A 25,805-nucleotide genomic window follows, 5' to 3' on the forward strand; every position below is an offset into this window, starting at 1 on the left:
CCATCACCACCCCCGCCCGTAGCATGAACCCCACTCCGTCCTGAAAGAAGGTCCCGACGTGTCAGACCACGACGACCGCATCCGCCTCGCCCTCGTAGACGACCACAAGATGCTCCTGGGCGCCCTCAGCGAGTGGATCCGTGGTGCCGCGAGCGACATCTCGATGGTCGCCGCCGTCGCGTCCTGGCCCGAGCTGCTCACGCACCCCGAGTTCCCGGTCGACGTCGTGCTGCTCGACCTCGACCTGAAGGACAACATCCCGATCTCGCTCAAGATCAACACGCTCAAGACGACGGGCGTCAAGACCGTGCTGATGAGCACCTACTCCGAGCCCAACGTGGTGCGCGAGGCCCTCGCCGCCGGCGCCCTGGGGTACCTCGTCAAGAGCGAGGACGCCGAGATGATCGTCGAGGCGATCCGCTCGGCCGCCAAGGGAGAGTCGTACATCTCGGCCGAACTCGACCTGGCCCTCAACGCCGCCGAGGTGGGTGGTGTGCCGAAGCTCAGCGCGCAGGAACGCCGGGTCATGGCTCTCTACGGCGGTGGCGAGCCGGTCAAGGCCGTCGCCTACCAGCTCGGCATCAGCGAAGAGACGGCCAAGAGCTACCTCAAGCGCATCCGCGAGAAGTACCGCGTCGCCGGCTACGACGTCGGCACCAAGGTCGCCCTCCGGAAGCGCGCCATCCAGGACGGCATCCTCCTCCAGACCGACACGCCGGCCCAGACCAGCTTCTGACGCCCGGCCCCACGCGGAGAACGGCCCGACCCCCTCAGGGGCCGGGCCGTTCGTCGTCGGCGTGACCCGAGCCTCCTCGGGACGGGGCCGTTCGTCGTCTGCTCGACCCGCGCCTCCTCGGGACCCGTCGTCCCGCCTCGGCGGCGCGAGGGAGGCTAGGCCGAGACCGACTCGCGTTCGGCGGTCGTGATCCGTGCCGCTCCGCGCCGGTCGTCGACTCGCTGCATGCCGAAGCTGATCATGGTGAGGACGACCCCGGCGAGGGCGAGCACGACGCCGACCCACCCGGGTGCCGAGAAGCCGAGGCCCGCCGCGATGACCGCGCCGCCGAGGTACGCGCCGAAGCTGTTGCCGAGGTTCATGGCCGAGTGGTTCAGGGCGGCTCCGATGACCTGGCTCTCGCCTGCGACCTCCATCAGGCGGGACTGCACCGACGGGCCGACGCTCGAGCCGACGAGGCCGACGAAGAACGTGCTGACGAAGATGCCGACGATCGAGCTCGACGTGAGCGCGTAGGCCGAGAGCGCGGCGATGAGGCCGACGAAGCCGAGGTACATGGCGAGCTTGAGCGACCGGTCGGCCAGCCAGCCGCCGAGCAGGTTCCCGATGGTCATGCCGACGCCGACCGTGACGAGCACCCAGGGCACGACGCCCTGGGAGACGCCCGCGCCCTCGGTGACGGCGTTGGCGATGTAGCTGTAGACCGCGAAGAACCCGCCGAAGCCGATGGCTCCGATGCCCATCACGAGCCACACCTGGGGCTGCTTGAACGCCCGCAGCTCGCGCTTCATCGAGGCGGACGCGTCGCCGTCCTGGTGCGGCACGGCGAGGGCGACGGCGGCGAAGGTCAGGGCGAAGATGAGGGCCACGGCGAGGTAGGCGACGCGCCACCCGGCTTGCTGGCCGAGCCAGGTGATCGAGGGCACGCCGATGACGTTCGCGATCGTCAGGCCGCTGAGGACGAGCGCGACGCCCTTGCCCCGGTTGCCCGGCCCCATGATCGACGCGGCGACGATGGAGGCGATGCCGAAGTACGCGCCGTGCGGCAGGCCCGCGGCGAAGCGGGCGGCTAGCACCCAGCCGAACGACGGCAGCAGGGCCGACGCGATCGTGCCGACCGTGAAGGCGGCGAGGAGCGCCAGGAGCAACTTCTTCTTCGGGAAGTGCGACGACATCGCGGCGATGGTCGGGGCCCCGACGACGACGCCGAGGGCGTAGGCGCTGATCAACCAGCCGGCCTGGGCGATGCCGGCGTCGGCCGACCGCGAGTAGAGATCGGGCAGCAGGTCGCCCGCCATGTTCGGCAGGAGGCCCATGGCCACGAACTCGGTCGAGCCGATTCCGAACCCGCCGAGGGCGAGGGCGATCAAGGCGGCCGTGCGACGACGGCGGGAGAGGTGGGTCACGAGCGGGCCTTTGCAGATCGAGAAGAGCCAGAGGAGAAGGGAGGAACGACCTTCGCTCGTCATCGAGCAGGGCACGTGCGGAAGAGCGCGACACGTCGCGCCTCCCTCCTGATCGTATCGATTCGACCCGCGGTTGCCAACCGTCCGAAGGGACCCCGACCCGTCCGGCGACGCACCCGCAGCCAGCGATCTGGCGTCGAGCCGCTCCGTGCCGCTAGATTCGAGCGTTCCGTTCCTTCCCGATGGGTTCTCGCATGTCCACACCCGGCTCCTCCCCCGCCGCCACCCACCGAGGGCTCGGGGGCTCCGGCGACCCGATCCGGCCTCTCACGCGGACCCTCGTCGGGGCCCTGACGGTCGTCGCGCTCGTGTTGGTCTCCACGCTGGTCGGCCTGGCGGTTCCCCCTCCGGCGCACGCAGCGACGACGGGGTACGTGACCGGGCACCTGACGGGGACCGATCCCGCGCGCAGCGACGTCATCGCCGAGGCACGGTTGATCCGCCCCGACGGAGCCGAGGTGGGCTCGACCCAGTTCGTCGACCGCACCACGGGCGCCTACACCCTCGAGGTCGTGACCGCGGGTCGCTACACGGTGCTGTTCGAGGACGGCGACACGCGCCGGAGCCAGTACTGGGGTGGAGCCCACGATCTCACCGGAGCCCGCTGGTTCGACGTGGCCGACGGCCAGACCGTCACCGACGTCGACGCCCGCCTGGTCGTCCAGGAGGCCCTGGCGGGGCGTGTGTGGCTCGGCGGGGGTCGTGACGACTTCGCCGCCGTCGGCAACGCCGACATCTCGGTCGTCAACGTCGACACCGGCGACCATTCGTCGGCCCTGACCGACTCGAGAGGCGCCTACTCGGTCGCGGTCGACCCCGGCCGCTACCGAATCCGCGCCTCGGTCAGGCCCTCACCCGACGCGCCGGACCTCTCGACGTCGTGGTTCGGGGGCGCCGCGGCCGAATCCGACGCGACGATCGTGACCGTGGCCAAGGACGCCCGGCTCTCGGGACTCGACCTGCAGGTCGAAAAGTCGGCCGTCCTGACGGGTTCGGTGACCCCGGTCCTCGACGACCCCCTCGACGTCGGCTTCAGCGCAGAAGCGTGGACGACCGACCTTCGAGGTCGTTGGTACCTCGCGACGGTGGCGGCGATCCGGAAGGGAGCGTTCGCGTTCCACGGGCTGCCGGCGGGTGACTACGTCGTGCGGTTGACGGGCCTCCCCCTGAACCGCACCGACGACTCCGCCCCCGCCGTCGCGCCACGCTACGCACCCGGTGTGGAGAACCGCGACGACGCGACGCGCTTCCGTGTCGCCAGCGGTGAGACGCGCTCGGTGGGAACGGTCCTCCTCCCGCCCCTTCGTCAGACCACCACCCGCATCTCCGGCCCCGATCGCTTCGCCGTCGCTGCGGCCATGTCCTCGCGGTTCACCGAGACCGGCGGCACGGTCGTCGTCGCCAACGGGCTGGGCTTCCCCGATGCGCTGTCGGCCGGACCGGCCGCGGCGCATCTCGACGCCCCCCTCCTGTTGGTCACCCCGACCACCGTTCCCGACGTCGTCGCCGCCGAGCTGAAGCGCCTGCGACCGAAGACGGTCGTCGTCGTCGGTGGTCCCGTCTCGATCTCGCCGGACGTCGAGAAGGCCCTCGGCGTCGTGGCCACCCCGACGAGCGGTCCGCGCTCGACGGTGGTGCGGATCGGCGGCGCCGATCGGTACGCGACGTCCCGAGCCATCGCGCGCTATGCCTTCGTCTCGTCCGACTCCCCTGCCGCGACCACGGGCACCTCACCGGGCCGCGTGCTGTACCTGGCCTCGGGTTCGGGGTTCGCGGACGCCCTCTCGGCCGGTGCCGCGGCTGCGGAGGCCGACGCCCCGCTCGTGATGGTGGACGGCCGGGCGGCACGCGCCGACGACGCGACGCGCGAGCTGTGGGGCGATCTGGGCAGCCCTGCAGCCATCGGCGTGGGAGGCCCGCGGGCCATGTCCCCCGGCATCGCCACGTCCCTGTCGGGCACCGACCGCGGCGGGCAGATCGTCGGCGCCGATCGCTACGAGGTGTCCCACCACACCACACGCGGGTCGTTCGACGAAGCCGGCACGGTCTATCTCGCCACCGGCGTCAACTACCCCGACGCGCTGTCGGGCGCAGCCCTCGCAGCCCGGACCTCGTCGCCACTGTTCATCGTGCCGGGCACGTGCGTGACGGCATCGATCCTGCACGACCTCGACGTCCTCCAGACCGAGCACGTGGTCCTGCTCGGAGGCCAGCAGGCCCTCTCGTCCCGGGTCGACTCCCTCACGGCCTGCTGACGGCGGCGTCCCGTTCCCCACGCCGGACCGACGCGACGGTGGTCCGGCCCTGCGTGATGCGGTCAGGCGTCGCCGAGTGCGGCTTCGAGTCGTTCGACCTTGCCGGTCAGTTCGCCGGTGCGTCCCGGCCGGATGTCGGCCTTGAGCACGAGGGAGACGCGCGAGCCGAAGGCGCCGACGGCCTCGGTCGCGGCCTTGACGACGGCCATCACCTCGTCCCACTCGCCCTCGTGAGTGGCACATGAGCAGTTAGGCACTTCTCGGTCCCCTTCTCGGGCGCACACCTAGACAAGGAGGCCCTAGTGAAAATAGTCGGCTATGTCCGCCTCTCCCGCGCATCCCGGGAGGAGTCAACCTCGATCGTTCGTCAGCGCGAGGTCATCGCGAAGCACTGTGAGCTCCGCGGCCTGGAGCTCGTCGAGATCGTCGAGGACGACAACACCTCCGCGACGAAGACCCGCCTGGACCGCCCCGGCCTGACGCGCGTCCGCGAGCTCGTCCGCGGCGGAGACGCCGACGCCGTAATGGTCTGGCGCCTCGACCGGCTCGTCCGCTCCGTCGTCGACGTCGGGGTCCTCCTCGACGAGGGGCTTCAAATCGTCAGCGCGACCGAAAGCCTCGACACGACCTCTCCAATGGGGCGCGCAATGGTCGAGATCCTCCAGGTGTTCGCCAGTATGGAGGCGAAGACGACCGGGCTTCGCGTCTCGGCCTCTCAGGAGCACCTCCGCCAGGTCGGCCGCTTCCCCGGCGGCGTCGTGCCCTACGGCTACCGCGCCGTCCCGCACCCGTCCGGCGTCGGGCGCGCGCTAGAGCCGCACCCGGAAGAGGCCGCCGTCGTCCGTCGCGTCGCCGACGAGGTGCTCGCGGGCTCGTCGGTCTACGCGGCGTGTGTGAGGATGAACGCCGCTGGCATCAAGCCGCGCCGAGCCGCCGAGTGGGGCTCGACGGCGCTCCAGCGTGTCCTACGCTCCGACGCCGTGCTCGGCCGTGTACGGACCGGAAGCGTTCGCGCGCCCCACCCCGTCACGGGGAAACCTCACATCGTTAAGCCTGCCGAGCTCATCCGGGACGACAAGGGGCTCCCGGTCGTCTACTGGGAGCCAATCCTCCCGGTGGAAGACGTCGAGCGACTTCGCGCGCTGACGGACTGGACGACCACCCCCGGGCGGGCGGAGGCCACGCAGCGCGGCCGACGCGAGAAGGCATCCCGTCTCCTCTCCGGGCTGATCTCGTGCCCGGGGTGCGGCGGCAATCTCGTGCGGAAGACTCGTCGGAGCTCGACTGGCCAGGATATTTATGCCTGCCATGCGGCCGGTCAGGGACGAGCGTGCCCCCGCGGCGTCGCGATCGAGTGCCACCGGGTCGAGGAGGAGGTCGAGCGCCAATTTCTCGCGATCGTCGGCCGTTTTTTCGTCGTCGAGCAACGCGTCACCGTCCGCGACGTGCCCGGGCTTGCAGCCGTCGACGAGGCGCTTCGACACACCACGGCGGCACTGAGCCGCCCGGGAGCCAACCTGGCACCCCTCATGGAACGGCTCCAGCGCCTCCACTCAGAGCGCGATCGGCTCGACGCAGCCCCCGCGGCTCCCACGGTCGAGCTCGTCGAGACCGGCGAAACGTTCGCCGAGTCCTGGAAGCGCCTCGACATGCTAGGCCGCCGGGCGCTTCTCCTATCAAGTGGCGCCGAGGTAGCGATCGCCCCCGCCAAGCAACGCGGCAAATGGGACCCCTCCCGAGTGACCCTGACCTTGACCGCCGGGTAGACGCCGACGGCTCTGTTTACACGCACCTATAGCCCCTTTCCACGCCGGAGAGGGGCTCGTCGGCGTCTCTGGGCGTGGTGAAGTGTCGGAAGTTACGTCACTTCCCCTTCCTCGCTAGAGAGCTCTCTCTCTCGATCAAGTAACTAGAAGTGACGACACTTCCGTCACAACGTCACGCCCCGACCATCCCGGCGTCAATCTGAGCATGGGGCTACCTCTCGGTCCCCTTCTCTCCTGTCGGCGGCCGTCGGCCACCCGCCGACGAAAGGACCGACCATGACCCCCGAGGAGCGCGTCCGGGCAGCGACCGCCGCGCTCGGGTGGGAGCAGGAGGTCGCCGACTCGGCGGTCCGCGCTCTCACCCGGCGCCAGGCCTCGGCCGGGAAGACCTGCGCCAGGTGCCGGCAGGAGAAGCCGTTCTCCGCCTTCGGCGTCGACTCGACCCGGCCCGACGGGCGCGAGCCCCGGTGCCGCGTCTGCCGATCACGTCCTCGGCGGCGTGTGTAAACGGCTTTCTCTGCCACGCCCCCGGTCCCCTACTCCTATGCGGAGGCGAAGTCCCTTCGCCGTCATTCGTGGAGAGGTAGGCCCTCGGTCTTCGGACCGGGGGCGCCTATTTACGCTCCCTATGCGTGCGCACGCTTTTAGACCCGACTCCTGGAGGTGTCATGCGCTTCTGCGATCACTGTTCCGCCTCGCTGGAGGGAATGCGCCCCTCGGCGCGCACCTGCTCCGCAGCCTGCCGTCGCGCCGTATCCCGGTCCGCCGCTGACACGCTCGCCGCCCGGGACGCCGCAGCCGCCGCCCTGCTCCTGCGCGAGCGACAGGCCCTCGAAGCACTTGAAAGCGCAGCCAGCCCCGAAGAGCGCGCAGCCGCCAGCGAGGAGCTCGCCCGCATCGGCGATTACGTCGACCGGCTCTTTACCGCCCACGGCTGACGCCCACCCCGCTCCGCGGCCTACCGCCGCGACCCACCACCCAGAAAGGGGCACCATGCCCAACACCCTCCTGATTCCCGCGGAAGTCGCTACCGTCGCGGCAACACTTGTCGGCGGCGACCTCGTTCTCGCCGGCCTCATATCCCGCGACCTCGAAGCAGACTTCCGCAAGGGGGCCGGCACGACCGTCCGTGTCCGCGTTCCCGGCTCCGTCGTCGCACACCGTCGCGACCTCCACGACACCACGAGCGTCCTCGAAGTCGACGAGCTCGTCGAGCAGCAGATCGACGTCAAGCTGAACGACCACCTCTACTCGAAGGTGACCCTCTCCGAGGGCGAGCTCGACCTCGACATCGCGAGCTTCGCCGCGCAGGTACTGAAGCCGCAGACCGACGCCCTCGTGAAGCGCATCGAGCGCTACGTCGTCGCCGTAATGAAGGCGACCCCCGCCGACACCGCGCTCGCCTACGATCCGGCCAACCCGGCCCGTGTCTTCACCGCGATGCGGACGAAGCTCCGACAGAACGGCGTCGGCGACTCCGCGCAGCTCTATGCTGCCGTGGGTAGCCAGGTCTACGCCGACCTCCTCGACGGGCCGGTCGGGTCGAGCGGCACGACCTTCGACTCGCCCGACGTCGTCCGTGGCTTCCAGGTCGTCGAGTCGACCCGCCTCGCGCCGACGGAGATCGTTGGATTCGTGAAGCCCGCCTTCGCCCTCGTCGTGCGCGCACCGGCCAAGCCCGACGGCGCCGCCTACGGCGCCAGCGTGAGCGCCGGCGGCTTCGCTCTCCGCCACATCATGAGCTACGACGACAGCGTCGCGGCTGACCGCTCCCTCCTCAGCGTCTTCGCCGAGGTCACCGCGATGCCCCTCGCCGTCGACCGCGAGGACGGCACCGTCGACCTCGTCGAGCACGGCGGCGCCGTCCGCGTGCTCGCCACGGCCTGATCCCCCACCTCTCCGCAACGAAAGGCCACCCCATGGCACTGTCCCCCGAGACCATCACCGCAGTCGTCGCCGACGTCATCGCCGACGAACTGATCCCGAAAGCGACCGACGAGATCGACCCGGCCGCCTGGAGCGACATCACAGCCGAGGCCGACCGCCACGGCGTCACCGAGCCGGCGCTCATCGCGGCCACGCACCGATACGCAGCGTCGCGTCGCGCGGCGGCCCAGCGCGCCGAAGAGCTCGCCCTCCGCGTCACCCGCTCGAAGTAGTGGAGCACCCGAGGGGACGCGAGCGCGCCGCGTCCCCTCGGGGCTAAGGGCGTCAAAGGTGGGTGTTCATCCACTCCCACTTGTCCTTCGAGAGCCAGCCCTGCCTCGACTTGCCGCTCACCTCGATGCACAACAGGTTGTCGCCGCCGTCCATCACGGAACGCAGATCGTCAGATACGGACTGCGCCGTCGCGTTCGGCCCGTAGACCATCCAGGCGGACTTCATCATCGGGCACCAGCCCGGGTACGTCTTGATCTGGGCAATGAGCTTGTCGTAGCTCTGCCCCGGGGCGTTGAGGTCGTAGGAGACCAGCACTGCAGCCATGTTGTGTCCAATCGGGTTGTGGCGCCTCTAGGTTCGAGCACCTCTCAACAAATATTACATCTGATGACTGACACCCGTCAATAACATCTCACACCCGGCGCGCTACAGGCCGGGGCGCGGCTGGATGCCGCAGACCATGAGCATTCCAAAAAAGCCCACTCGACCGGCTACTCCCAGGACGATGCGTCCCGACCCCGAGACTGCCGTTGACTGGTTGCCGCCGTCCCCGAGCGGCTACTACGTCGCCTGCGCCGACGGGTGTGGGCGCCTGCTACCCGCGCCGGGCCCGCGAGGAGTGCTCCGCTTCACCAGCGGGCCACCGGCCCAAGCGCAACCGCCCCGCCCGCCGCTGGGGTGCAGCATGACCCCCCGCCCCCCTCGACGACGCCCCCCTGCCCGCCGCAGTCACTCCACCCGCTGACCGCGCGGGCCCGGCGACGCCGCTGCCGCCCGTCGTGCACGACCTCGCTGAGCGTGCCCTCGAGCTGGCACGGCTGGTGCACCAGAACAGCGACGCGTAGTAGAGTCGCGCGCCTCGCCTGTCGGTAGACACCTTGGGCCGCCGAGCAACGGGCGGGCCCGGCGACCCCACCTTCGATGTCGGTGTCGACGACGGGCGGCTCGCGTTGCGCGGAGCCGTGCAGCAGAGCTACCGAGCGCTCGAGCAGGCCGTCATTGCCCTGCGCACGACGTCCACGTCACTCGAGCGCGCGCTCGCTGAGCCGGACGCCGCGCCTGCCGTCTCGTAGGCGGGCGCGGCGTAGCTCGCCTGCGACGACCGAGGGGGTGGCAGGGGACTCCCCTCCGGCCCCCTCGTCCGCGTCCGAAGCGGCATAGCGCCTCGCTGTGCGTACGGGCATAGAGGTTGCGCTAATAGCCCGCACGCGGGTTTACGTCCTAAAGACTTTTGTGAGCGCCTTTTCTAGCGCCTTGGCCCTCTTCCACATAGAAGTTGACCGCGCTAGAGGGTCTCGCTGCGGGTCCCATTCGTCGACCCAGTTCGCGCGCAGATGGTCACGATCCTTGGGCTTAAGATAAGTAATATACGGATATGCAGACCGACGGGCTTCTGCGAGGTCGTCATCGGAAGTATCTGTGAACGTGACTGTTCCATCACGAATCTCACGCGATTCCTCTTCAGCGGCTGTGTCGCGTAGGGCACGCTGAAAACCCCACAGAGCCAGTCGCGCAGCTTCACGACTCGGCTTCGCTGCCGCCGCTCGCGTGGAGCTCCCAGTTATCCATGCCGCGAGCGCCCCCGCGACGACGGCCAGAAACAGAGTGCCAACTACGGTCGGCCAATTAGCCAGGAATTGCGCCCAAGCGTCTCCAATACTCACGGTTCGAGTATCCCCCCACGAAGCGACCTAAACACGGATGCGAACGTTTGGCGAGTTCCTCCGTGGCGGCGGCCGTCCTGGCGCCAGCACGCGCAGAGTCCTCCAGGGCGAGTGCAATTCGAGTTGCCGCGGCTTCAGCTTCGTTTCCCGCAGCCTGAGCGGCCTTTCGCGCTGTCCTTGCTTCGGCGGCTTGCCATACCGCAGCCACGGCAGCCACTACGGCGACGACCGACGCCAACCATTTCATGCGCCGTTCCTATCCGCGCCCGCCCCCGCTCGAAGCCCCCTCGTGACCACCCGCCGAGGGGGCTTTGCCGTACCCCCGGAGACCCATGTCCGCAAATGTCGGCTTCGCGACACTGAATCTCGTACCCGCCAGCGCGAACCTTTTACGCACCCTCGGGCAGTCCTTCACGCCTGAGCTCGGCAGAGCGGGAGGCGTGGGCGGAGGCCTGTTCGGAAAGGCCGTGACCCGGGCCCTGGCGCCCCTTGCTCTGTTCGCCAGGGCAGCGTGGCTCGGCCAAAAAGTCTGGGCGGGGTTGCGCAACGCCGTGCAGGGCGCCGCCGACCTGGAGCAGAGCGTCGGCGCGATCGAGATCGTCTTCCAAAGCTCCGAGCCTCAAATGCTCAACTGGGCGAGCTCCGCCGCTACGGCCGTGGGCCTGACCAAAATCGAATACGCCGAGCTCGGGACCCTGATCGGCACCCAGCTTAAAAACGGTGGCACGGCGATGGACGATCTCGCGCCGAAGACAAACAACCTGATCGAGCTCGGTTCGGACCTCTCCTCGATGTTCGGCGGCTCGACTGCCGACGCCGTCGGCGCGCTGTCGTCGGCGCTGAAGGGCGAGCGCGACCCGATCGAGCGATACGGCGTGTCGCTGAATCAGGCAGCCGTGGACGCGAAGGCCGCCGAGCTCGGCTTCTCGAAGGTCGGCGGAGCCCTCTCGGCCGAGGCGAATCAGGCCGCGACCCTCGCAATCATCATGGACCAGACCGCCGACGCGCACGGCAACTTCGCGCGCGAGGCCGACACGCTCTCCCACAAGCAACAGGTCCTTAATGCGCTCTGGGAGGACGGGAAGACGCGCATCGGCGCGGCCCTCGTCCCTGCCGTCTCGGCTCTGACCGGCGTCCTCATCGGCGCGCTGGGCCCGGCCCTCGACGGCGCCGAGCGCGGCATCGTCAAGGTGACGGAGGTCGCCGGGGGCATCTTCTCGATCCTCGGGAAGGGCGACTTTAAGCCCTTCGCCGGTCTCCAGGAGGACTCCGGCTTCGTCGACTTCCTCTTCACCATGCGCGAGACCGTGATCGACCTGGCGCAGCAGACCGACGGCGCGTTCGCTTCGCACCTCCCGCAGATCGTCGAAGCCTTCTCCTCCCTGATCGGCCCGCTCACGACGTCGTGAACGCGCGCGAGACGGCCGCTGAGCTCGCGAGGCGACGTGGCGCCGGCGGGGGGCTCGATGACTTATATCGGCGAAGCTCCTAGTCGACGCGCAACATAGGGCAGCGTGCTCGCTTCCCTCAAGCGGACGAAGATCCGGAGGGGCTTCGTTAGCCGTTAGCCCCGAGGCGTGAAACACTCGGCGGATGCTTGCTCTTGTCGCAGTCCTCATTGTGTCCGGCGCCGTAGTCGCCGTCCTCGGCGCAGTGGACGCCTATCGGGGCCGGATGCGCGAGGACCCCAAGGAAAGCGGCCTGTACACCGTTCCCGACGCGAGTCCACGCGGCCTGATCCTTGCGAGCATCGGGGCCGCTGTCTCCCTCGCAAGCGGCCTGGCCGGGCTCACGCTCTGACAAACCACCAGCGGCGCTCTGACAGTCGAAGGCGTCGCCCCTGTCTTTGCACTTCGTCCGGGCGCGTCGCCGTTGCACGCGGCGCGCGAGGCGCTACCCCTCAGGCGTAGGCAGGCGTCATGCGCTCCCGCACAACTGCATGCACGAGCTCTTCAAAGTCCGTTTCCGTTACGGCCTCCCCGAGCACTGCCCCGAGCTCCGCCGCAATCTCGTCAATCATGGTCGCCGTCATCATTGCCTCTCCGTCGCTCGGCCTATTCGGGCGAGTGGAGACGACGCAAGCAGAATCCGATCTGCAATATATTATTTGAGTTGACTTGCTTAGGGTGACTCACGCGGTCGAGACGTCATCCCGCATGGATCGCCTAGCATCCGACTGAGTCGAAGCGCGAGGTCGCCGACGTCGCCCGCCTGGTGTCCGGGCCGAGTCGCTGGAGACCCTCCGCTACAAGGTTGGCCGTCACGTCGAGCTCTTCGAATAATCCTCTACCGAAAGCCCCCGTGCCCTCACCGGCCGGGGCTTTCGTCGTTTCCAGACCTACTCGCCGAGTGCTTCCTCTAGTCGTGCGACCTTCCCGTCGAGCTCCCCGGTGTGGCCCGGCCGTATGTCGGCCTTCAGAACGAGCGACACACGCGACCCGAAGGGGAGGACGGCCTCCGTAGCCGCCTTTACGACCGCCATGCATTCGTCCCACTCACCTTCCACCTCCGTAAACATCGAAGACGTGTGATTTGGGAGGCCCGAGGCACGGACGACTCGGACCGCAGCGGCCACGGCGTCATGCACGGCGCCGTCCTCAGCGGCAGCTGCGCCCCCGCTCGGAGCAACACTAAAAGCAATAATCATCGTCAGACCTTCCTGTGTAATCGGGTACCACTCACGCGGGCTCTACCTCCTTAGATCGAGGAGGTTCCATTTGGGAGTCCCGACCTACGGATCACCTGGCCAGCGGCAACTACAGCGTCGGGCACTTCACCAGTCTCAGCCGCCGCGGCTCCGTCACCAGGAAACGAATTTTTACCCTGATCCTGACGGTCGATCAATTTCGGACTCAGGCACGGTGTAGCGGGCCATCCGATTCATCGAATCGACCGCCAGCGCAAATAGATCTTGAACTTCATCCATCTCGTATGTCATTTCGGGATGTTGAGTGGGGTTTCGAAAGTTTGCACGCAGGCTGTCGAGATTGACCAGCAGAACGGCCGGAGGTGGAGTCTCGCTGGCCCGAATATGGGCTAACATGGCTGCCCACATCCACGGCTCGCTAATGCGATTCTTACTGGTCACTTTTGCATAGAACTGACGGAGAGCGGCCTCGGTCGCGCGAAGAATGTGAAAGGCGGCCGCGGTCGGAAGGTCGAAGGCCATAGCCTTTCCCGCCTCCTCCAAGTCTTTTTGTGCAATCGTCGGCAGAGACGCGAAGACGTCAGGGCTCATCAGAGTCCCTATGTCGTTCAATAGTTTTCCGACCGCGTAACGCCCATCCGACGCGATGAAAGCAACCTTTCCTTCACCCTCGGCTATCATCGCTTCTCGAAGAGTCGATGAGGTCGTTCTCAAAGAACGGACTTCGGCAGCCGTTAGCAGACGGGTTTTCTTGAAGCTTTCCCTGTCTTCATGACTGGCAAGTTCGGCATCCCACGAGTCCTTGATTTTTATTAGCCCACTCGCGAGGCGGAGCGAGACGTAGAGCTCGGCTCCGTCCAAGGCAACCATTAGATCCGCGATGTTGCCCTCGACGTTGTCTTCTCCGAAGACCCGTGATCCTACTTGCAAGTCCATCAAAAATCTGACGGCAGTGCCTGCCCAAATGTAATCCGCTATAGGACGCATTTCCACGGCTACACCTGGCCTTCATTCGACGATTGAACTTCGCGTTCTGTCTGGAAATTGCTGCGCCCAAGTAGACTTGAAGCACTCACGCGCCCTCGATCTCGGTGAACATCGACGAGGTGTGGTTCGGCAGCCCGGACGCCCGCACGGCCGCGACGGCGGCGGCCACGGCCGAGTGGACCGAGTCGGGCTCGGAGCCGGCGGACGGCCCGCCCTCGGGAGCGGCACCACTGGGCGAGACGGAGAACGCGACGATCATGCGTCCATCCTCGCGTGTGCGGGCCGCAGGCGCCAGAGCGTCACGACCGTCCACCCCAGCAGTCCGAGCTCGAGCACGGCCCGCACGGTGACCACGGCCACCAGGTCGGGTCGCGCGGCGAGCAGGGCGTCGTACTCGAGGGGGTAGACCACCTGGGTCAGCCCCGCGACGACCACGGCCGCCACCGCCGGCACGACGAACCGCGGCCCGCCCGATCGTGCGAGCACGAGCCCGACGACGACGGGCACCGCGAGCCAGGCCACGAACTGCGGCGAACCGACCTTGTTGGTCACGATCAGGGCGACGACGACGGCGAGCGACAACGGACCCAGGAGGCGCGTGGCCGTCACCCCGCGGCGCACGGCCCGCAAGCCCAGCAGCACGACGCCGAGCACGACCGCGGCCATCACGAGGCTCATCGCCTTCGCGGCGAACCCGACCCCGTCGCCGGCGATCTGGTACGTCAGGATCTCGCGGTCGTAGTAGACGAAGGTGCCGGGCACCCCCGCGGCCGCGCGCCAGAGCCAGAGCACGGCTGCGGGCGACTCGACCTGGAGACCGCGACCGGCCTGCTGGCCGACGAAGCCGAAGACGTTCCACCCGCTGCCGAGCACGAGCGAGACGGACACCACGACCGCACTCGTCACCGCCGCCGCCACGACGACCTCGACCCGACGACGCAGGGCGAGGACGGCGACCACCACGAGAGCGGCGGGCCAGACCTTGACCCAGGCCGCGATCGTGAGCAGGGCGGACGCCGCCGAGGGCCGCGTCGAGACGAGCAACAGTCCCACCAGCGCGATCGAGACCGTGACGGCGTCGATGCGGCCGAGGGCGATCGGCCCGAGGGCGACGAGGAACGCCAGCCACCACCAGGCGGCGACCACGGACCCGGCACGCCGCCGCGCCACGAGCACGACGAAGGCGCCGGCGTTCAGCAGGGACACCAGCACGAGCCACACGGCCCCGTACCCGGAGTCGCCCCCCAGGCGGGCGAGCAGCATCGGCACCGCGGCGAGCAGCGGGTAGACCCACGGTCGGTCGACGCCCACCCAGTCGCCCCCGCCGACGCCCTGCTGCATCCAGGTGCGGTAGACGACGTCGACGTCGCCCAGGGTGCGGTTGCCGCCGACGAGGTTGAGCCGGACGAGCCAGGCGTGGACGAGCACGAAGGCGATGCCGAGCACGACCGGCGACGCCACGAACGACCTCGCCCGGTCGACGAACGTCGTCGGGCCGTCGGCGACGGGCCGGGTGCCCGACGTCCGCGCCGCGCGGACGATCGGTGCCCCGGGGGTGGCCGACGCGGGGGGCACGGAGGTCGGCATGCCCACAGGCTAGCCGCCGGCCCCGACGCCGGGCGTCATGCGTCGGCCGACGTCCGCGGTCGCCGCTACGATCCCTCTCATGCGCAGACCCGCCTCCCTCCGACTCGTCGCGACCGCCGCCGCCCTCGTGCTGGCCGGGTCGCTCGCCGCCTGCTCGTCCGACGGGGGCGCGGGTGCCGACGGGGCGGCCGTCGCTCCGGTCACCGACGGCAAGATCACCGTCGCGACGGGTGAACCGGCCTACGGCCCCTGGGTCGAGGACGACGATCCGACCTCGGGCAAGGGCTACGAGGCCGCCGTCGCCTACGCGGTCGCCGAGAAGCTGGGCTACGACGACTCCGACGTGGTCTGGGTGCGGACCACGTTCGACGAGGCCATCGCCCCCGGGCCGAAGACCTTCGACCTCAACCTGCAGCAGTTCTCGATCACCGACCAGCGCAAGAAGGCCGTCGACTTCTCGCCCGCCTACTACGAGACGCGCCAGGCGGTCGTCACCCTGCCCGGCACCTCCGCGGCCGACGCCACCTCGATCGCCGACCTGAAGGGCCTCGCCATCGGCGCCCAGAGCGGCACGACGAGCTTCACCGCCGCCGAGGACGCCATCGACCCCGAGGGCGGCGTCCAGGCCTACAACTCGAACGACGACGCCAAGGCGGCCCTCGAGGCCGGCCAGGTCGACGCCATCGTGCTCGACGTCCCCACGGCCACGTACTTCGTCGAGGGCGGCGTCGTGCTCGGCCAGCTGCCCGCCACCGACGGGGCGAGCGACCAGCTCGGCATCGTCCTGCCGCTCGGCAGCTCGTTGACCGCCGACGTCACGAAGGCCGTCGACGACCTCCGGGCCGACGGCACGCTCGCCGAGCTGCAGAAGCAGTGGCTGGCCGACTACGACGTGAAAGAGCTGTCGTAGCGCCTCGTACGGTCGCGGCCGGCCCGGTGGCCGTCAGCGACCTCGAACTCGACCGGCGCGCCTTCCGTCGACGACAGTCGACCCGCTCCGTGGTGATCGCCGCCGTCAGCACGGTCGCCTTCGCCGCACTCGCGTGGTGGGCGGTCACCAGCACGCCCGGCTGGTCCCGAGTGCAGTTCAGCTTCCTCGACGGGGCCACCTTCGCGTCGGCGTGGCCCCGCGTGATCGAGGGCCTCTGGCTGAACGTGCGGGTCCTGCTGGTCGCCGCCGTCGGCGTGGCCGTCGTCAGCACCGTCCTGTCGGCACTGCGCACCCTGCGGGGTCCGGTCTTCTTCCCCGTCCGGGCGCTGGTGCGGGGCTACACCGACCTCTTCCGCGGCATGCCGCTGATCATCGTGCTCTACCTCGTCGGCTTCGGCGTGCCGGGCCTCGGGCTCGGCATCCCACGCCTGCCCGCCGAGTTCTGGGGCACGATCGCGCTGGTCCTCACCTACTCGGCCTACGTGTCCGAGGTCATCCGCGCCGGCATCGACGCCGTCCACCCGTCGCAGCGCCTCGCGGCCCGGTCGCTCGGCCTCAGCCACGCCAAGACCCTTCGCCTCGTCGTGTTCCCGCAGGCACTGCGCAAGGTCACGCCCGCCCTCATGAACGACTTCGTCTCGATGCAGAAAGACGTCGGCCTCATCTCCGTGCTCGGGGCGGTCGACGCCGTCCGCGCCGCCCAGATCGAGACCGCGACCGCGGCGAACTTCACGCCCTACGTGCTGGCCGGGCTGTTGTTCGTGCTGCTGGCCCTGCCGACCATCTGGCTGACCGACTGGCTGTCGGCGCGCCTCCGTCGCCGCGAACAGGCGGGCAGCGTCGTATGAGCAGCTCCACCCCCGACCCCACCCCAGGAGGCGCGGTGCCCGTCACCCCCGCAGCCCTCGGCCCCGAGACGGTGCTGCGCCTCGAAGGGGTCCGCAAGTCCTTCGGCGACACGGTCGTGCTCGACGGCATCGACCTGGACGTCGCGCGGGACGAGGTCGTGGCGCTGATCGGCGCCAGCGGCTCGGGCAAGTCGACGCTGCTCCGCACCGTGAACCTGCTCGAGCAGATCGACGACGGACGCATCGTGCTCGGCGACGACGACATCACCGACCCCCGGGTGCGCGTCGACGCCGTCCGGGCCCGCATCGGCGTCGTCTTCCAGCACTTCAACCTCTTCCCGCACCTGACCGTGCTCGACAACGTCGCCCTGGCCAGTCGCCACGTGCTGCGCCAACCCAAGGCCGCGGCGAACGAGCGTGCCCTCGAGGTCCTCACGCGCGTGGGTCTCGGCGACAAGGCCGGCACCTACCCCGACCGCCTCTCGGGCGGACAGCAGCAGCGGGTCGCCATCGCCCGGGCCCTCGCCCCGCGACCCGCCGTGCTGCTGCTCGACGAGATCACGAGCGCTCTCGACCCCGAGCTGGTGGGCGAGGTGCTCGACCTCGTGCGCACGCTGAAGGAGGTCGGCACGACGATCCTCATGGCGACGCACGAGATGGCCTTCGCCCGCGACGTCGCCGACCGGGTCGTCTTCCTCGACCGGGGCCGGATCGCCGAGCAGGGTCCGCCCGCGCAGCTCTTCACGGCCCCCCGCGAGGTGCGCACCCAGGAGTTCCTCACGCGGTTCACCGCTCACTGACCGGGATCGACCGGCACCGGCCCCGGCACCGGCCCCGGGCCAGGGCCAGCTCTGGACCCGGGCCCGGTCCGACTCGGCCCGCTCGGGCGCCCACCGTCTTCACCTGCGTCTCCCAGGTTCTTGCGAAGGAGACACGTCACCATCGGTTCAGCCCCGTGGACTCGCCGCGCGTCACGCCGACCCCTCCGAAGGACGAAGACCATGAAGAAGAAGACCAAGATCGGGCTCGGCGTCGCCGCAGCCGTCGTCGTCGTCCTGGGGGCCACCGCGGCCTTCGCCGGGCCGGCCTTCTACCGCGACGTGATCGTCGGCGAACCCGAGGCCGCGCCCACCGCCTCCCTCACCCCCGGGTCGAGCACGCTCGACCCCAGCCAGCTCGCAGGCGACTGGAGCATCGGTGACGGCAGCACGGCCGGCTACCGCGTCGACGAGGTGCTGAACGGCACCGACGTCACCGTCGTCGGCAAGACCGACCAGGTCTCCGGCACGATCACCGTCGACGGGACGACCATCTCGGCCGCAACCATCGACGTCGACGTCGCCTCGATCGCGACCGACAGCGGCAACCGCGACGACTACTTCCGGGGCACCGCCATGCAGGTGAACAAGTACCCCACGGCCACGTTCACGCTGACCCAGCCGATCGAGGCGGCCGTCCCCTCCGACGGTGACGTGGCCAAGGTCGACGCGACCGGCGAGCTGACCATGCACGGCGTCACGAAGACCGTCACGGTGCCCCTGCAGGCGGCCCTGTCGGGCGACGGCGTCCAGGTGAGCGGGTCGATCCCGGTGACCTTCTCGGACTACGGCGTCGACGCGCCGAGCCTCGGCTTCGTCAAGGTCGAAGACCAGGGAACGGTCGAGTTCCTCGTGGCGGCGACCCCCGCCTCCTGAGTCCCGGGCGCTCGCGCGTCGAGCGCCGCACCACGACCTGAGCGTCGCACCGCCGATCTCGGCGGTGCGACGCTCAACTCGTGGTGCCGTGCGCCTGGGCCGGGCTAGCCCCGGCGCAACAGCTCCGCGATCGTGGCGGGCAGGGCGTCGACCAGGCCGAGCACCGTGAACGGTCCGCCGGCACCCGCCCGGGAGGCCGCGAGGCCATGGAGCACCGCAGCGGTCGCGGCCGACCGGGCCAGCGCCTCCTCGTCCGCGGCGATCTCGTCGGCGTGCGTCGCGACCAGGGCCCCCAGGACTCCCCCGAGCGCATCGCCCGCGCCGGCGGTGGCCAACCACGTCGGCGCGCTGGCGGCGACGAGGCGCGTGCCGCCGGGCGAGGCGACGTACGTGCGGTGGCCCTTGACGAGCACCGTGCAGCCCCACTCCCCGGCCGCGCGCTCGGCGGCACCGGCCGGGTCGGCGGCCACGTCGGCGACCTCGCGGCCCGAGGCCTTCGCCAGCTCGCGGAAGTGCGGCGTCAGCACCACCGGCCCGGTGGCCTGCTCGCGGAGCGACAGCGCTCCGGCGTCGAGCACGAGCGGCAGCCCCGAGGAGGCGCCGGTCGCGAAGCCGTCGCGCGTCTCGTCGTCGAGGTGGTCCGGGTCCACGCCCGAGCCGAGCAACCACGCCTGCACGCGACCCGGGCTCGTCACGGCCTCGGGCCGACGGTGCAGCACGAAGTCGGAGGCGCGGGCGGGGCCCAGGTACCGCAGCATGCCGACGCCGGTGTGCAATGCGGCCTCGACGCCGAGCACGGCGGCGCCCGGGTAGGCGCTCGAGCCGGTCACGACGCCGAGCACGCCTCGGCTGTACTTGTCGTCGTCGACCGCCGGCACGGCGATCTGGTCGGCGGCGTCGGAGGGGGTCCAGTCGGTGAAGCGGGTGTCGGAGGTCACGCCCCGACGGTAGTCGGCCGAGCCCCGCCCGGCCCCGCCCGGCCTGCGCCCGCCGATACGGTGGGTCGATGAGCATCTCACTCCCCGGCCGCACCGTCGTCTTCGACTACGGCGAGGTGATCGCGCGGTTCCCCGACGACGCGTCGCGCCGCCGCCTCGAAGAGCTCGCGGGCGTCGACCCGGACGTGCTCTGGCCCAGCTACGGTCGCCACCGCCACGCCCTCGACCGAGGCACGCTGAGCGCCGGGGCGTACTGGCGGGCCATCGCGGCCGACACGGGCGCCGACTGGACCCGCACCCGCGTGCACGAGCTCTGGGCCGCCGACTTCCCGTCGTGGTTCGTTCCCGAGCCCGGCACGCTCGAGGTGATCGCCGACCTGGCCGACGGCGGCACGCGACTGGCGATCCTCTCGAACGCCGGTCTCGACTTCGCGTCGCCGTTCCGGCACTCGCCCCTCGGCGAGCTGTTCGAGCAGGTCTTCGTCAGCGCCGAACTCGACGACCTCAAGCCGTCGGCCACGATCTTCGAGCACGTCCTCGCCGAACTCGGAACAACGGCCGCCGACACGGTGTTCATCGACAACAGGTCCGACAACGTCGAGGCCGCCCAGGCGCTCGGGATCATCGGGCACCTGTTCACCGGGCCCGAGCCGCTCCGACGCTTCGTCGAGGGGCTCGCCACCCTCCCCACCGAAAGGCGATGACCACACTCGTGACGAACGCAGCACAGACGGCACCCGCCCCCACGACCCCCTCCGACTCCCCCGTCGGTCTCTTCGACCCCATCACCCTGCGCGGGCAGGCCTTCCGCAACCGCCTCTGGGTCGCGCCGATGTGCCAGTACTCGGCCGAGCTCGAGGACGGAGTCCCCACCGACTGGCATCTCGTCCACCTGGGCTCGCTCGCCCGGGGAGGCGCGGGTGCGGTCATCGCCGAGGCCACGTCGGTCACACCCGAGGGTCGCATCTCGCCGCAGGACCTCGGTCTCTGGAACGACGCCCAGGTCGAGGCGTTCCGCCCGATCACGGCCTTCATCCGCTCGCAGGGTTCGGTGCCCGGCGTCCAGCTCGCGCACGCCGGCCGCAAGGCCTCGACCTTCCGCCCGTGGAGCGAGACGCAGGGCACCGTCCCCGCCGAACAGGGCGGCTGGACCACCGTCGCCCCGTCGGCCGTCGCCTTCGAGGGCTACGACGAGCCCGTCGCGTTGACCACCGAGGCGGTGAGCGACCTCGTCGAGGCGTTCCGCGTCGCCGCGCGCCGCTCGATCGACGCCGGCTTCGAACTGATCGAACTGCACGCCGCCCACGGCTACCTGCTGCACCAGTTCCTCTCGCCGCTGAGCAACTCGCGCGACGACCAGTACGGCGGGTCGCTCGAGAACCGTGCGCGCTTCCTGCTCGAGGTCGTCGCGGCCGTCCGGGCCGAGGTCGGCGACGAGTACCCGTTGCTCGTCCGTTTCTCGGCCACCGACTGGGCCGACGGCGGCTGGGACGAGGACGACACCGCCACCGTCGCGGCCTGGGCGCACGAGGCCGGCGCCGACCTGTTCGACATCTCGACCGGCGGCCTCGTCGCCGGCGTGAGCATCCCCGTGGGCCTCGGCTACCAGGTGCGCTTCGCCGAGCACGTCCGGACGCAGGGCCGCGTCGAGACCGGGGCCGTCGGCCTCATCGTCGGCGCCGAGCAGGCGAACGAGGTCGTGGCCAGTGGCCAGGCCGACGTCGTGCTGATGGCGCGCGAGTTCCTGCGCGACCCGCACTTCCCGCTCCGCGCCGCGGCCGAGCTCGGGATCGAGCTCGACTACACGCCGCCGCAGTACCAGCGGGCACCGTTCCGCGCGCACTGAACCGGGCGCGGCCGGCCGAGCACGGCCAGCCGCCCGGGGGCCGTGACGGTCCCGGACGACGCGACCCGCGCCTCCTCACCCCTCGGGGTCAGGAGGCGCGGGTCGCGTCGTCTGCGCGGGCTCGCTCAGCGACGCCGGGTCGCGTCCTGGACCTCGCCGATCAGCTCTTCGAGGATGTCCTCGAGGAACAGCACGCCGCGCGTGGCACCGGTCTCGTCGAACGAGCGGGCGACGTGGACTCCGCTGCGGCGCATGGTCGCCAGGGCGTCCTCGAGTTCGGTCCCCTGGAAGATCGAGATCAGCTGACGGATGCGCTTCGGCGGCACCGGGTCGGCGAACTCGTCCTCGTCGAGGTCGATGACGTCCTTGAGGTGCAGGTACCCCGTGGGGTCGCCGCCGTCGTCGACCAGCACGTACCGCGAGAAGCCGCGTTGGGCGACCGCCCGCTCGACGTCGTGCGGCGTGGCGTCCTCGGGCAGGGTGACGAGCTCGGCCATCGGGACGGCCGTCTGCGCCACGGTCTTCTCGGTGAACTCGAACGCCGCGCGCACCGTGCCGGTCGCGTCGGTGATCATGCCCTCGCGCTGCGACTGGGCGACGATCGTCGCGACCTCGTCGACCGTGTAGGCGCTGGTCGCCTCGTCCTTCGGCTCGACCTTGAAGGCCCGCAGCACGGCGTTGGCCGAGTGGTTGAGGGCCAGCACGACCACGTGCAGGACGCGCGCGATCGCCACGAGCGGCGGGGCCAGCAGGAGGGCGGCACGGTCCGGGAGCGAGAACGAGATGTTCTTCGGCACCATCTCGCCGAACACGACGTGCAGGAACGACACGAGCACGAGCGTGATGACGAAGCCGACGACGCTGACCAACTCGGGGCTGAGCCCGGTCCAGGCGAGCGGCCCCTCGAGCAGGTGGTGGATCGACGGCTCGGACACGTTGAGGATCAGCAGCGAGCAGATGGTGATGCCGAGCTGCGTCGTCGCGAGCATCATCGTCGCGTGTTCCATGGCCCACAGCGTGGTCTTCGCCGCGCGACTGCCGGCCTCGGCCTTGGGCTCGATCTGCGAACGACGAGCCGAGATGACGGCGAACTCGGCGGCCACGAAGAACGCGTTGCCGGCCAGCAACACGACGAGCCAGACGATGCCCCACCAGTCGCTGCTCATCGGGTCACCTCTTTCGTGCGGACCGCGCGACGGTCGTCCTCGACGCCCGTGCGCACCTTCTCGGGGAGCACCTTCGGGTCGCGTCGGCCCGACCGGTCGCGCTCGTCACGCCCGTCGCGGCGGCCCGGCTCGGTCCCCGTGGCCTCGACCACGTCGTCGGGCGTGGGAGTGAAGCGGATGCGATCGATGCGCCGGCCGTCGAGCCGTTCGACGCGGAACGCGCCGTCGTCGGTCTCGACCACGTCGCCGACCTTGGGCAGGCGGCCCAGCTCGCTCATCAGCCAGCCGCCGACGGTCTCGTAGGGGCCGTCCTCCGGCACCTTGACCGAGGCGCGCTCGAGCAGCTCGTCGGGACGCAGCAGACCGGGGAAGGTCAGCCAGTTGCGCGACCGGACGACGTCGACCCGGCTGCGGTCGTGTTCGTCGCTGACCTCGCCGACCAGCTCCTCGATGAGGTCCTCGAGGGTGACGACGCCGGCGGTCCCGCCGTACTCGTCGACGACGACGGCCATCTGGTAGCCGCGACCCCGCACCTCGCCCAGCAGGTTGTCGAGGGTCATCGTCTCGGGGACGCGGACGGCATCGGTCAGCAAGGCGGACACGGGCACGTCGGCCCGCTTCTCGCGCGGCACCGAGACGGCCTGCTTGACGTGGACCAGGCCCACGACGTCGTCGATGCCGTCGTCGGTCACCGGGAACCGTGAGTATCCGGTGCGTCGCGCCAGTTCGAGGACCGTCTCGGCGGAGTCGCCGCGCGCGACGGTCGAGAGCCGGGGCCGCGGGGTCATGACGTCGGACGCGGTGTGGTCGCTGAACACGAGCGTCCGGGCGAGCAGGGTCGCCGTGTCACGGTCGAGGCTGCCCTCCGTGGCCGAGCGTCGCACCAGCGACGACAGCTCTTCAGCCGTCCGGGCACCCGACAGCTCTTCTTTCGGTTCGATGCCCATGGCGCGCAGCACGGCGTTGGCCGTGTTGTTGAGCAGGGCGACCGCGGGTTTGAAGACCGTGGTGAACAAGACCTGGAACGGGATGACCAGCTTGGCCGTCTTCAGCGGCAGGGCCAGGGCGAAGTTCTTGGGCACGAGCTCGCCGATGATCATCGACAGCAGGGTCGCGACGACGATCGAGACGATCGGGGCACCGACCGCGACGACCCCCTCGGGCACGCCGACCGCGGTGAGCGGCGGCGACAGGAGGCGCGAGATCGCGGGCTCCATCGTGTAGCCGGTCAGCAGGGTCGTCAGTGTGATGCCGAGCTGGGCGCTCGACAGGTGCGTCGACGTGATGCGCAGCGCCCCGATGGTCGGGGCGAGCCCCTTCTCACCTCGGGACTGACGGGCCTCGAGGTCGGACCGGTCGAGGTTCACCAGCGAGAACTCGCTGGCGACGAAGAGTCCGGTGCCCACGGTGAGCAGCAGGCCGAAGGCGAGCAGTATCCACTCGTTCACCGGGTTCCGTCACCCCGCTCGGAGGGCATGGCGCCCGAGGTCAGGAGGCGCGGCGTGCGATGGTGCGTGGGTGCGGTCGTCTGAGACGGAGGGTCATCCATAGACGGGAGATCTTACGGCACGTGCACGCTTTCCGTCGCGCGACCTCGGCCCCGTCTCACCAGCTGACGGGGAGCGCCTTGCCCTCTTCGTAGCCGGCCGCCGACTGGACGCCGACGAGCGCTCGCTCGGCGAACTCGGGGACCGACCGAGCCCCCGCGTAGGTGAAGGAGCTGCGGACGCCCGAGGTGATCATGTCGAGGAGGTCCTCGACTCCGGGACGCAGCGGGTCGAGGTAGATCTTCGACGACGAGATGCCCTCGGCGAAGAGCGTCTTGCGGGCCAGTTCGTAGGGGTCGAGGCGCTCGAAGCGACCGCGCACGGCCTTGGTCGAGGCCATGCCCCAGCTCTCTTTGTAGAGGCCGCGCTCGTCGCTCGCCAGCTCGCCCGGCGCTTCGATGGTGCCGGCGAACCACGATCCGATCATCACCGACGACGCACCCGCCGCGAGGGCGAGCGCGACGTCGCGGGGGTAGCGCACCCCGCCGTCGGCCCAGACGTGCGCGCCGAGGGCACGGGCGGTGGCGGCCGTCTCGAGCACGGCCGAGAACTGGGGACGGCCGACGGCCGTCATCATGCGGGTGGTGCACATGGCGCCCGGCCCGACGCCGACCTTGACGATCGAGGCGCCGGCCGCGACGAGGTGGCGGACGGCCTCCTCGGTGACCACGTTGCCGGCGACGATCGGCAGGCCCAGGCCGAGGGCCGAGACCGCCCTGACGGCCCGGATCATGCCGTCCTGGTCGCCGTGGGCCGTGTCGATCACGAGCACGTCGACGCCCGCGGCGGCGAGTGCCCTCGCCTTGCCGGCGACGTCGCCGTTGATGCCGACCGCCGCGGCGACGCGCAGCCGACCGTCGGCGTCGACCGCGGGCTGGTAGATCGTCGACCGCAGCGCGCTCTTGCGGCTCACCGTGCCGACGACCCGACCGTGCCGCAGCACGGGCGCGAAGTGGATGTCGGCCGCGACCATGCGGTCGAAGGCGTCGCGGGGGCTGTCGACGTCGTCCGCGTCGAGCGAGGTCAGGGCGCCGTGCAGCAGGTCGCCGAGCACCGCGTCGCGCGGGGCCGTCGCCAGGCGCGAGGTGGCGATGCAGCCGAGGTACGCCCCCGTGCCGTCGTGCAGGACGATGCCGTGGCCCTCGACGGCCGGGACGACGGAGAGCGCCTGCTCGACGGTCTGCCCCGCGTCGAGCGAGTACGGCGTGTCGTAGTCGACGGGCTGGTCCTTGACCCAACGGATCGCGGCGTCGAGGTCTTGGAGGTGCATGTCCTGCGGCAGGACACCGAGGCCGCCCCGACGCGCCAGCGCCGCCGCCAGGCGTGGGCCCGTGACCGAGTTCATGTTGGCCGACACGATCGGGATCGTGGCACCGGTGCCGTCGCCCGGGGAGAGGGACACGTCGAGCCTGCTGGTGATCGACGACCGGCTCGGGACGAGGAACACGTCGGAGTAGGTCAGATCGTGCGTGGGGGTCGTCTCGTAGAACCGCATGGGTCCACGGTAATCCCTGTGAGTCGTCCCGCCGAGGACCGGCCGTTTGCGCTTAAGGTGGAGGAGGTGGGC

General features: G+C 70.1%; 23 protein-coding genes and 2 pseudogenes. 14 read left to right on the forward strand and 11 right to left on the reverse strand.

Annotation, left to right across the window (positions count from 1 at the left end; genetic code table 11):
- The first annotated feature begins 58 nt into the window (after positions 1-58).
- The gene (locus tag EDF21_RS03340; RefSeq protein WP_043593728.1) at positions 59-736 is read left to right on the forward strand and encodes a response regulator transcription factor; all 678 of its coding nucleotides are present in this window, start codon (positions 59-61) and stop codon (positions 734-736) included.
- A 155-nt stretch (positions 737-891) separates the two neighbouring features.
- Here EDF21_RS03340 and EDF21_RS03345 read toward each other — a convergent pair whose 3' ends face one another.
- Positions 892-2,142: an MFS transporter gene (locus EDF21_RS03345; protein WP_233568347.1), complete on the reverse strand. Its 1,251-nt coding sequence runs from the start codon at positions 2,140-2,142 to the stop codon at positions 892-894.
- A 254-nt stretch (positions 2,143-2,396) separates the two neighbouring features.
- Between EDF21_RS03345 and EDF21_RS03350 the strand changes: the two genes are divergently transcribed.
- A complete protein-coding gene (locus EDF21_RS03350; protein ID WP_158612842.1) occupies positions 2,397-4,457 on the forward strand; it encodes a cell wall-binding repeat-containing protein in 2,061 nt (686 codons plus the stop codon).
- 62 nt (positions 4,458-4,519) lie between these two features.
- Here the strand turns inward: EDF21_RS03350 and EDF21_RS03355 are convergent.
- A pseudogene (locus EDF21_RS03355) lies at positions 4,520-4,693 on the reverse strand (MTH1187 family thiamine-binding protein); the annotation flags it as partial.
- A gap of 66 nt (positions 4,694-4,759) precedes the next feature.
- On the opposite strand from EDF21_RS03355, the gene EDF21_RS03360 reads away from it, so the two are divergent.
- The 4 genes from EDF21_RS03360 (at position 4,760) to EDF21_RS03380 (ending at position 8,382) form a co-directional block, all read left to right on the forward strand.
- Positions 4,760-6,223, forward strand: coding sequence for a recombinase family protein (locus tag EDF21_RS03360; protein WP_123570277.1), 1,464 nt, complete (start codon positions 4,760-4,762; stop codon positions 6,221-6,223).
- Positions 6,224-6,855: 632 nt separating this feature from the next.
- The gene (locus EDF21_RS03370; RefSeq protein ID WP_148053618.1) at positions 6,856-7,161 is read left to right on the forward strand and encodes a hypothetical protein; all 306 of its coding nucleotides are present in this window, start codon (positions 6,856-6,858) and stop codon (positions 7,159-7,161) included.
- Positions 7,162-7,216: 55 nt separating this feature from the next.
- A complete protein-coding gene (locus EDF21_RS03375) occupies positions 7,217-8,110 on the forward strand; it encodes a P22 phage major capsid protein family protein (RefSeq protein WP_123570280.1) in 894 nt (297 codons plus the stop codon).
- 32 nt (positions 8,111-8,142) lie between these two features.
- Complete coding sequence (locus EDF21_RS03380; RefSeq protein ID WP_123570281.1) at positions 8,143-8,382, forward strand: hypothetical protein; 240 nt, start codon at positions 8,143-8,145, stop codon at positions 8,380-8,382.
- 52 nt (positions 8,383-8,434) lie between these two features.
- On the opposite strand, the gene EDF21_RS03385 is transcribed toward EDF21_RS03380, so the two are convergent.
- Entirely contained in the window at positions 8,435-8,707 is a 273-nt protein-coding gene (locus tag EDF21_RS03385; protein WP_123570282.1) for a hypothetical protein, read from the reverse strand.
- A gap of 1,807 nt (positions 8,708-10,514) precedes the next feature.
- Between EDF21_RS03385 and EDF21_RS03390 the strand changes: the two genes are divergently transcribed.
- Together EDF21_RS03390 and EDF21_RS03395 are read left to right on the forward strand one after the other, a co-directional pair.
- Positions 10,515-11,456 carry a hypothetical protein gene (locus EDF21_RS03390; RefSeq protein WP_148053619.1) on the forward strand — a complete coding sequence of 314 codons (942 nt, stop codon included), beginning with the start codon at positions 10,515-10,517 and terminating at the stop codon, positions 11,454-11,456.
- A 184-nt stretch (positions 11,457-11,640) separates the two neighbouring features.
- Complete coding sequence (locus EDF21_RS03395; RefSeq protein ID WP_123570284.1) at positions 11,641-11,847, forward strand: hypothetical protein; 207 nt, start codon at positions 11,641-11,643, stop codon at positions 11,845-11,847.
- Between the two features lie 538 nt (positions 11,848-12,385).
- Here the strand turns inward: EDF21_RS03395 and EDF21_RS03400 are convergent.
- The 4 genes and pseudogenes from EDF21_RS03400 to EDF21_RS03415 all read right to left on the reverse strand — a co-directional run bounded on the left by EDF21_RS03400 (position 12,386) and on the right by EDF21_RS03415 (position 15,268).
- Positions 12,386-12,694 (reverse strand): thiamine-binding protein, encoded by a 309-nt coding sequence (locus EDF21_RS03400; RefSeq protein ID WP_123570285.1) that lies wholly within the window; start codon positions 12,692-12,694, stop codon positions 12,386-12,388.
- A gap of 171 nt (positions 12,695-12,865) precedes the next feature.
- A complete protein-coding gene (locus tag EDF21_RS16460) occupies positions 12,866-13,630 on the reverse strand; it encodes a hypothetical protein (protein WP_148053620.1) in 765 nt (254 codons plus the stop codon).
- 142 nt (positions 13,631-13,772) lie between these two features.
- Positions 13,773-13,940, reverse strand: a pseudogene (locus tag EDF21_RS03410) (thiamine-binding protein); the annotation flags it as partial.
- A complete protein-coding gene (locus EDF21_RS03415) occupies positions 13,937-15,268 on the reverse strand; it encodes a glycosyltransferase 87 family protein (protein ID WP_123570805.1) in 1,332 nt (443 codons plus the stop codon). The pseudogene EDF21_RS03410 and the gene EDF21_RS03415, both read right to left, overlap by 4 nt.
- Positions 15,269-15,347: 79 nt before the next feature.
- Here EDF21_RS03415 and EDF21_RS03420 point away from each other — a divergent pair, with 79 nt between their 5' ends.
- The 4 genes from EDF21_RS03420 (at position 15,348) to EDF21_RS03435 (ending at position 18,741) form a co-directional block, all read left to right on the forward strand.
- Positions 15,348-16,178: a transporter substrate-binding domain-containing protein gene (locus EDF21_RS03420; RefSeq protein WP_123570287.1), complete on the forward strand. Its 831-nt coding sequence runs from the start codon at positions 15,348-15,350 to the stop codon at positions 16,176-16,178.
- Between the two features lie 26 nt (positions 16,179-16,204).
- A complete protein-coding gene (locus EDF21_RS03425) occupies positions 16,205-17,047 on the forward strand; it encodes an amino acid ABC transporter permease (RefSeq protein ID WP_056046032.1) in 843 nt (280 codons plus the stop codon).
- The gene (locus EDF21_RS03430) at positions 17,044-17,847 is read left to right on the forward strand and encodes an amino acid ABC transporter ATP-binding protein (RefSeq protein ID WP_123570288.1); all 804 of its coding nucleotides are present in this window, start codon (positions 17,044-17,046) and stop codon (positions 17,845-17,847) included. Before EDF21_RS03425 ends, EDF21_RS03430 begins: the two co-directional genes overlap by 4 nt.
- A gap of 201 nt (positions 17,848-18,048) precedes the next feature.
- The gene (locus EDF21_RS03435) at positions 18,049-18,741 is read left to right on the forward strand and encodes a YceI family protein (protein ID WP_123570289.1); all 693 of its coding nucleotides are present in this window, start codon (positions 18,049-18,051) and stop codon (positions 18,739-18,741) included.
- Between the two features lie 104 nt (positions 18,742-18,845).
- Here the strand turns inward: EDF21_RS03435 and EDF21_RS03440 are convergent, their stop codons facing one another.
- On the reverse strand, positions 18,846-19,679 hold the full coding sequence (locus tag EDF21_RS03440) for an ADP/ATP-dependent (S)-NAD(P)H-hydrate dehydratase (protein ID WP_123570290.1): 834 nt from the start codon (positions 19,677-19,679) through the stop codon (positions 18,846-18,848).
- 68 nt (positions 19,680-19,747) lie between these two features.
- Here EDF21_RS03440 and EDF21_RS03445 point away from each other — a divergent pair, with 68 nt between their 5' ends.
- Both EDF21_RS03445 and EDF21_RS03450 read left to right on the forward strand, forming a co-directional pair.
- Positions 19,748-20,383 carry an HAD family phosphatase gene (locus EDF21_RS03445; protein WP_123570291.1) on the forward strand — a complete coding sequence of 212 codons (636 nt, stop codon included), beginning with the start codon at positions 19,748-19,750 and terminating at the stop codon, positions 20,381-20,383.
- A complete protein-coding gene (locus EDF21_RS03450; RefSeq protein WP_123570292.1) occupies positions 20,380-21,525 on the forward strand; it encodes an NADH:flavin oxidoreductase/NADH oxidase in 1,146 nt (381 codons plus the stop codon). Before EDF21_RS03445 ends, EDF21_RS03450 begins: the two co-directional genes overlap by 4 nt.
- A gap of 125 nt (positions 21,526-21,650) precedes the next feature.
- Here EDF21_RS03450 and EDF21_RS03455 read toward each other — a convergent pair whose 3' ends face one another.
- The 3 genes from EDF21_RS03455 to EDF21_RS03465 all read right to left on the reverse strand — a co-directional run bounded on the left by EDF21_RS03455 (position 21,651) and on the right by EDF21_RS03465 (position 25,733).
- A complete protein-coding gene (locus EDF21_RS03455; protein WP_056046041.1) occupies positions 21,651-22,691 on the reverse strand; it encodes a hemolysin family protein in 1,041 nt (346 codons plus the stop codon).
- Entirely contained in the window at positions 22,688-24,139 is a 1,452-nt protein-coding gene (locus EDF21_RS03460; protein ID WP_123570293.1) for a hemolysin family protein, read from the reverse strand. Before EDF21_RS03460 ends, EDF21_RS03455 begins: the two co-directional genes overlap by 4 nt.
- Before the next feature lie 157 nt (positions 24,140-24,296).
- Positions 24,297-25,733, reverse strand: a complete 1,437-nt coding sequence (locus EDF21_RS03465; RefSeq protein WP_123570294.1) for a GuaB1 family IMP dehydrogenase-related protein — start codon at positions 25,731-25,733, stop codon at positions 24,297-24,299.
- Positions 25,734-25,805 lie beyond the last annotated feature (72 nt).

It is taken from the genome of Frigoribacterium sp. PhB118 (genome assembly GCF_003751725.1).
GTDB lineage: Bacteria > Actinomycetota > Actinomycetes > Actinomycetales > Microbacteriaceae > Frigoribacterium.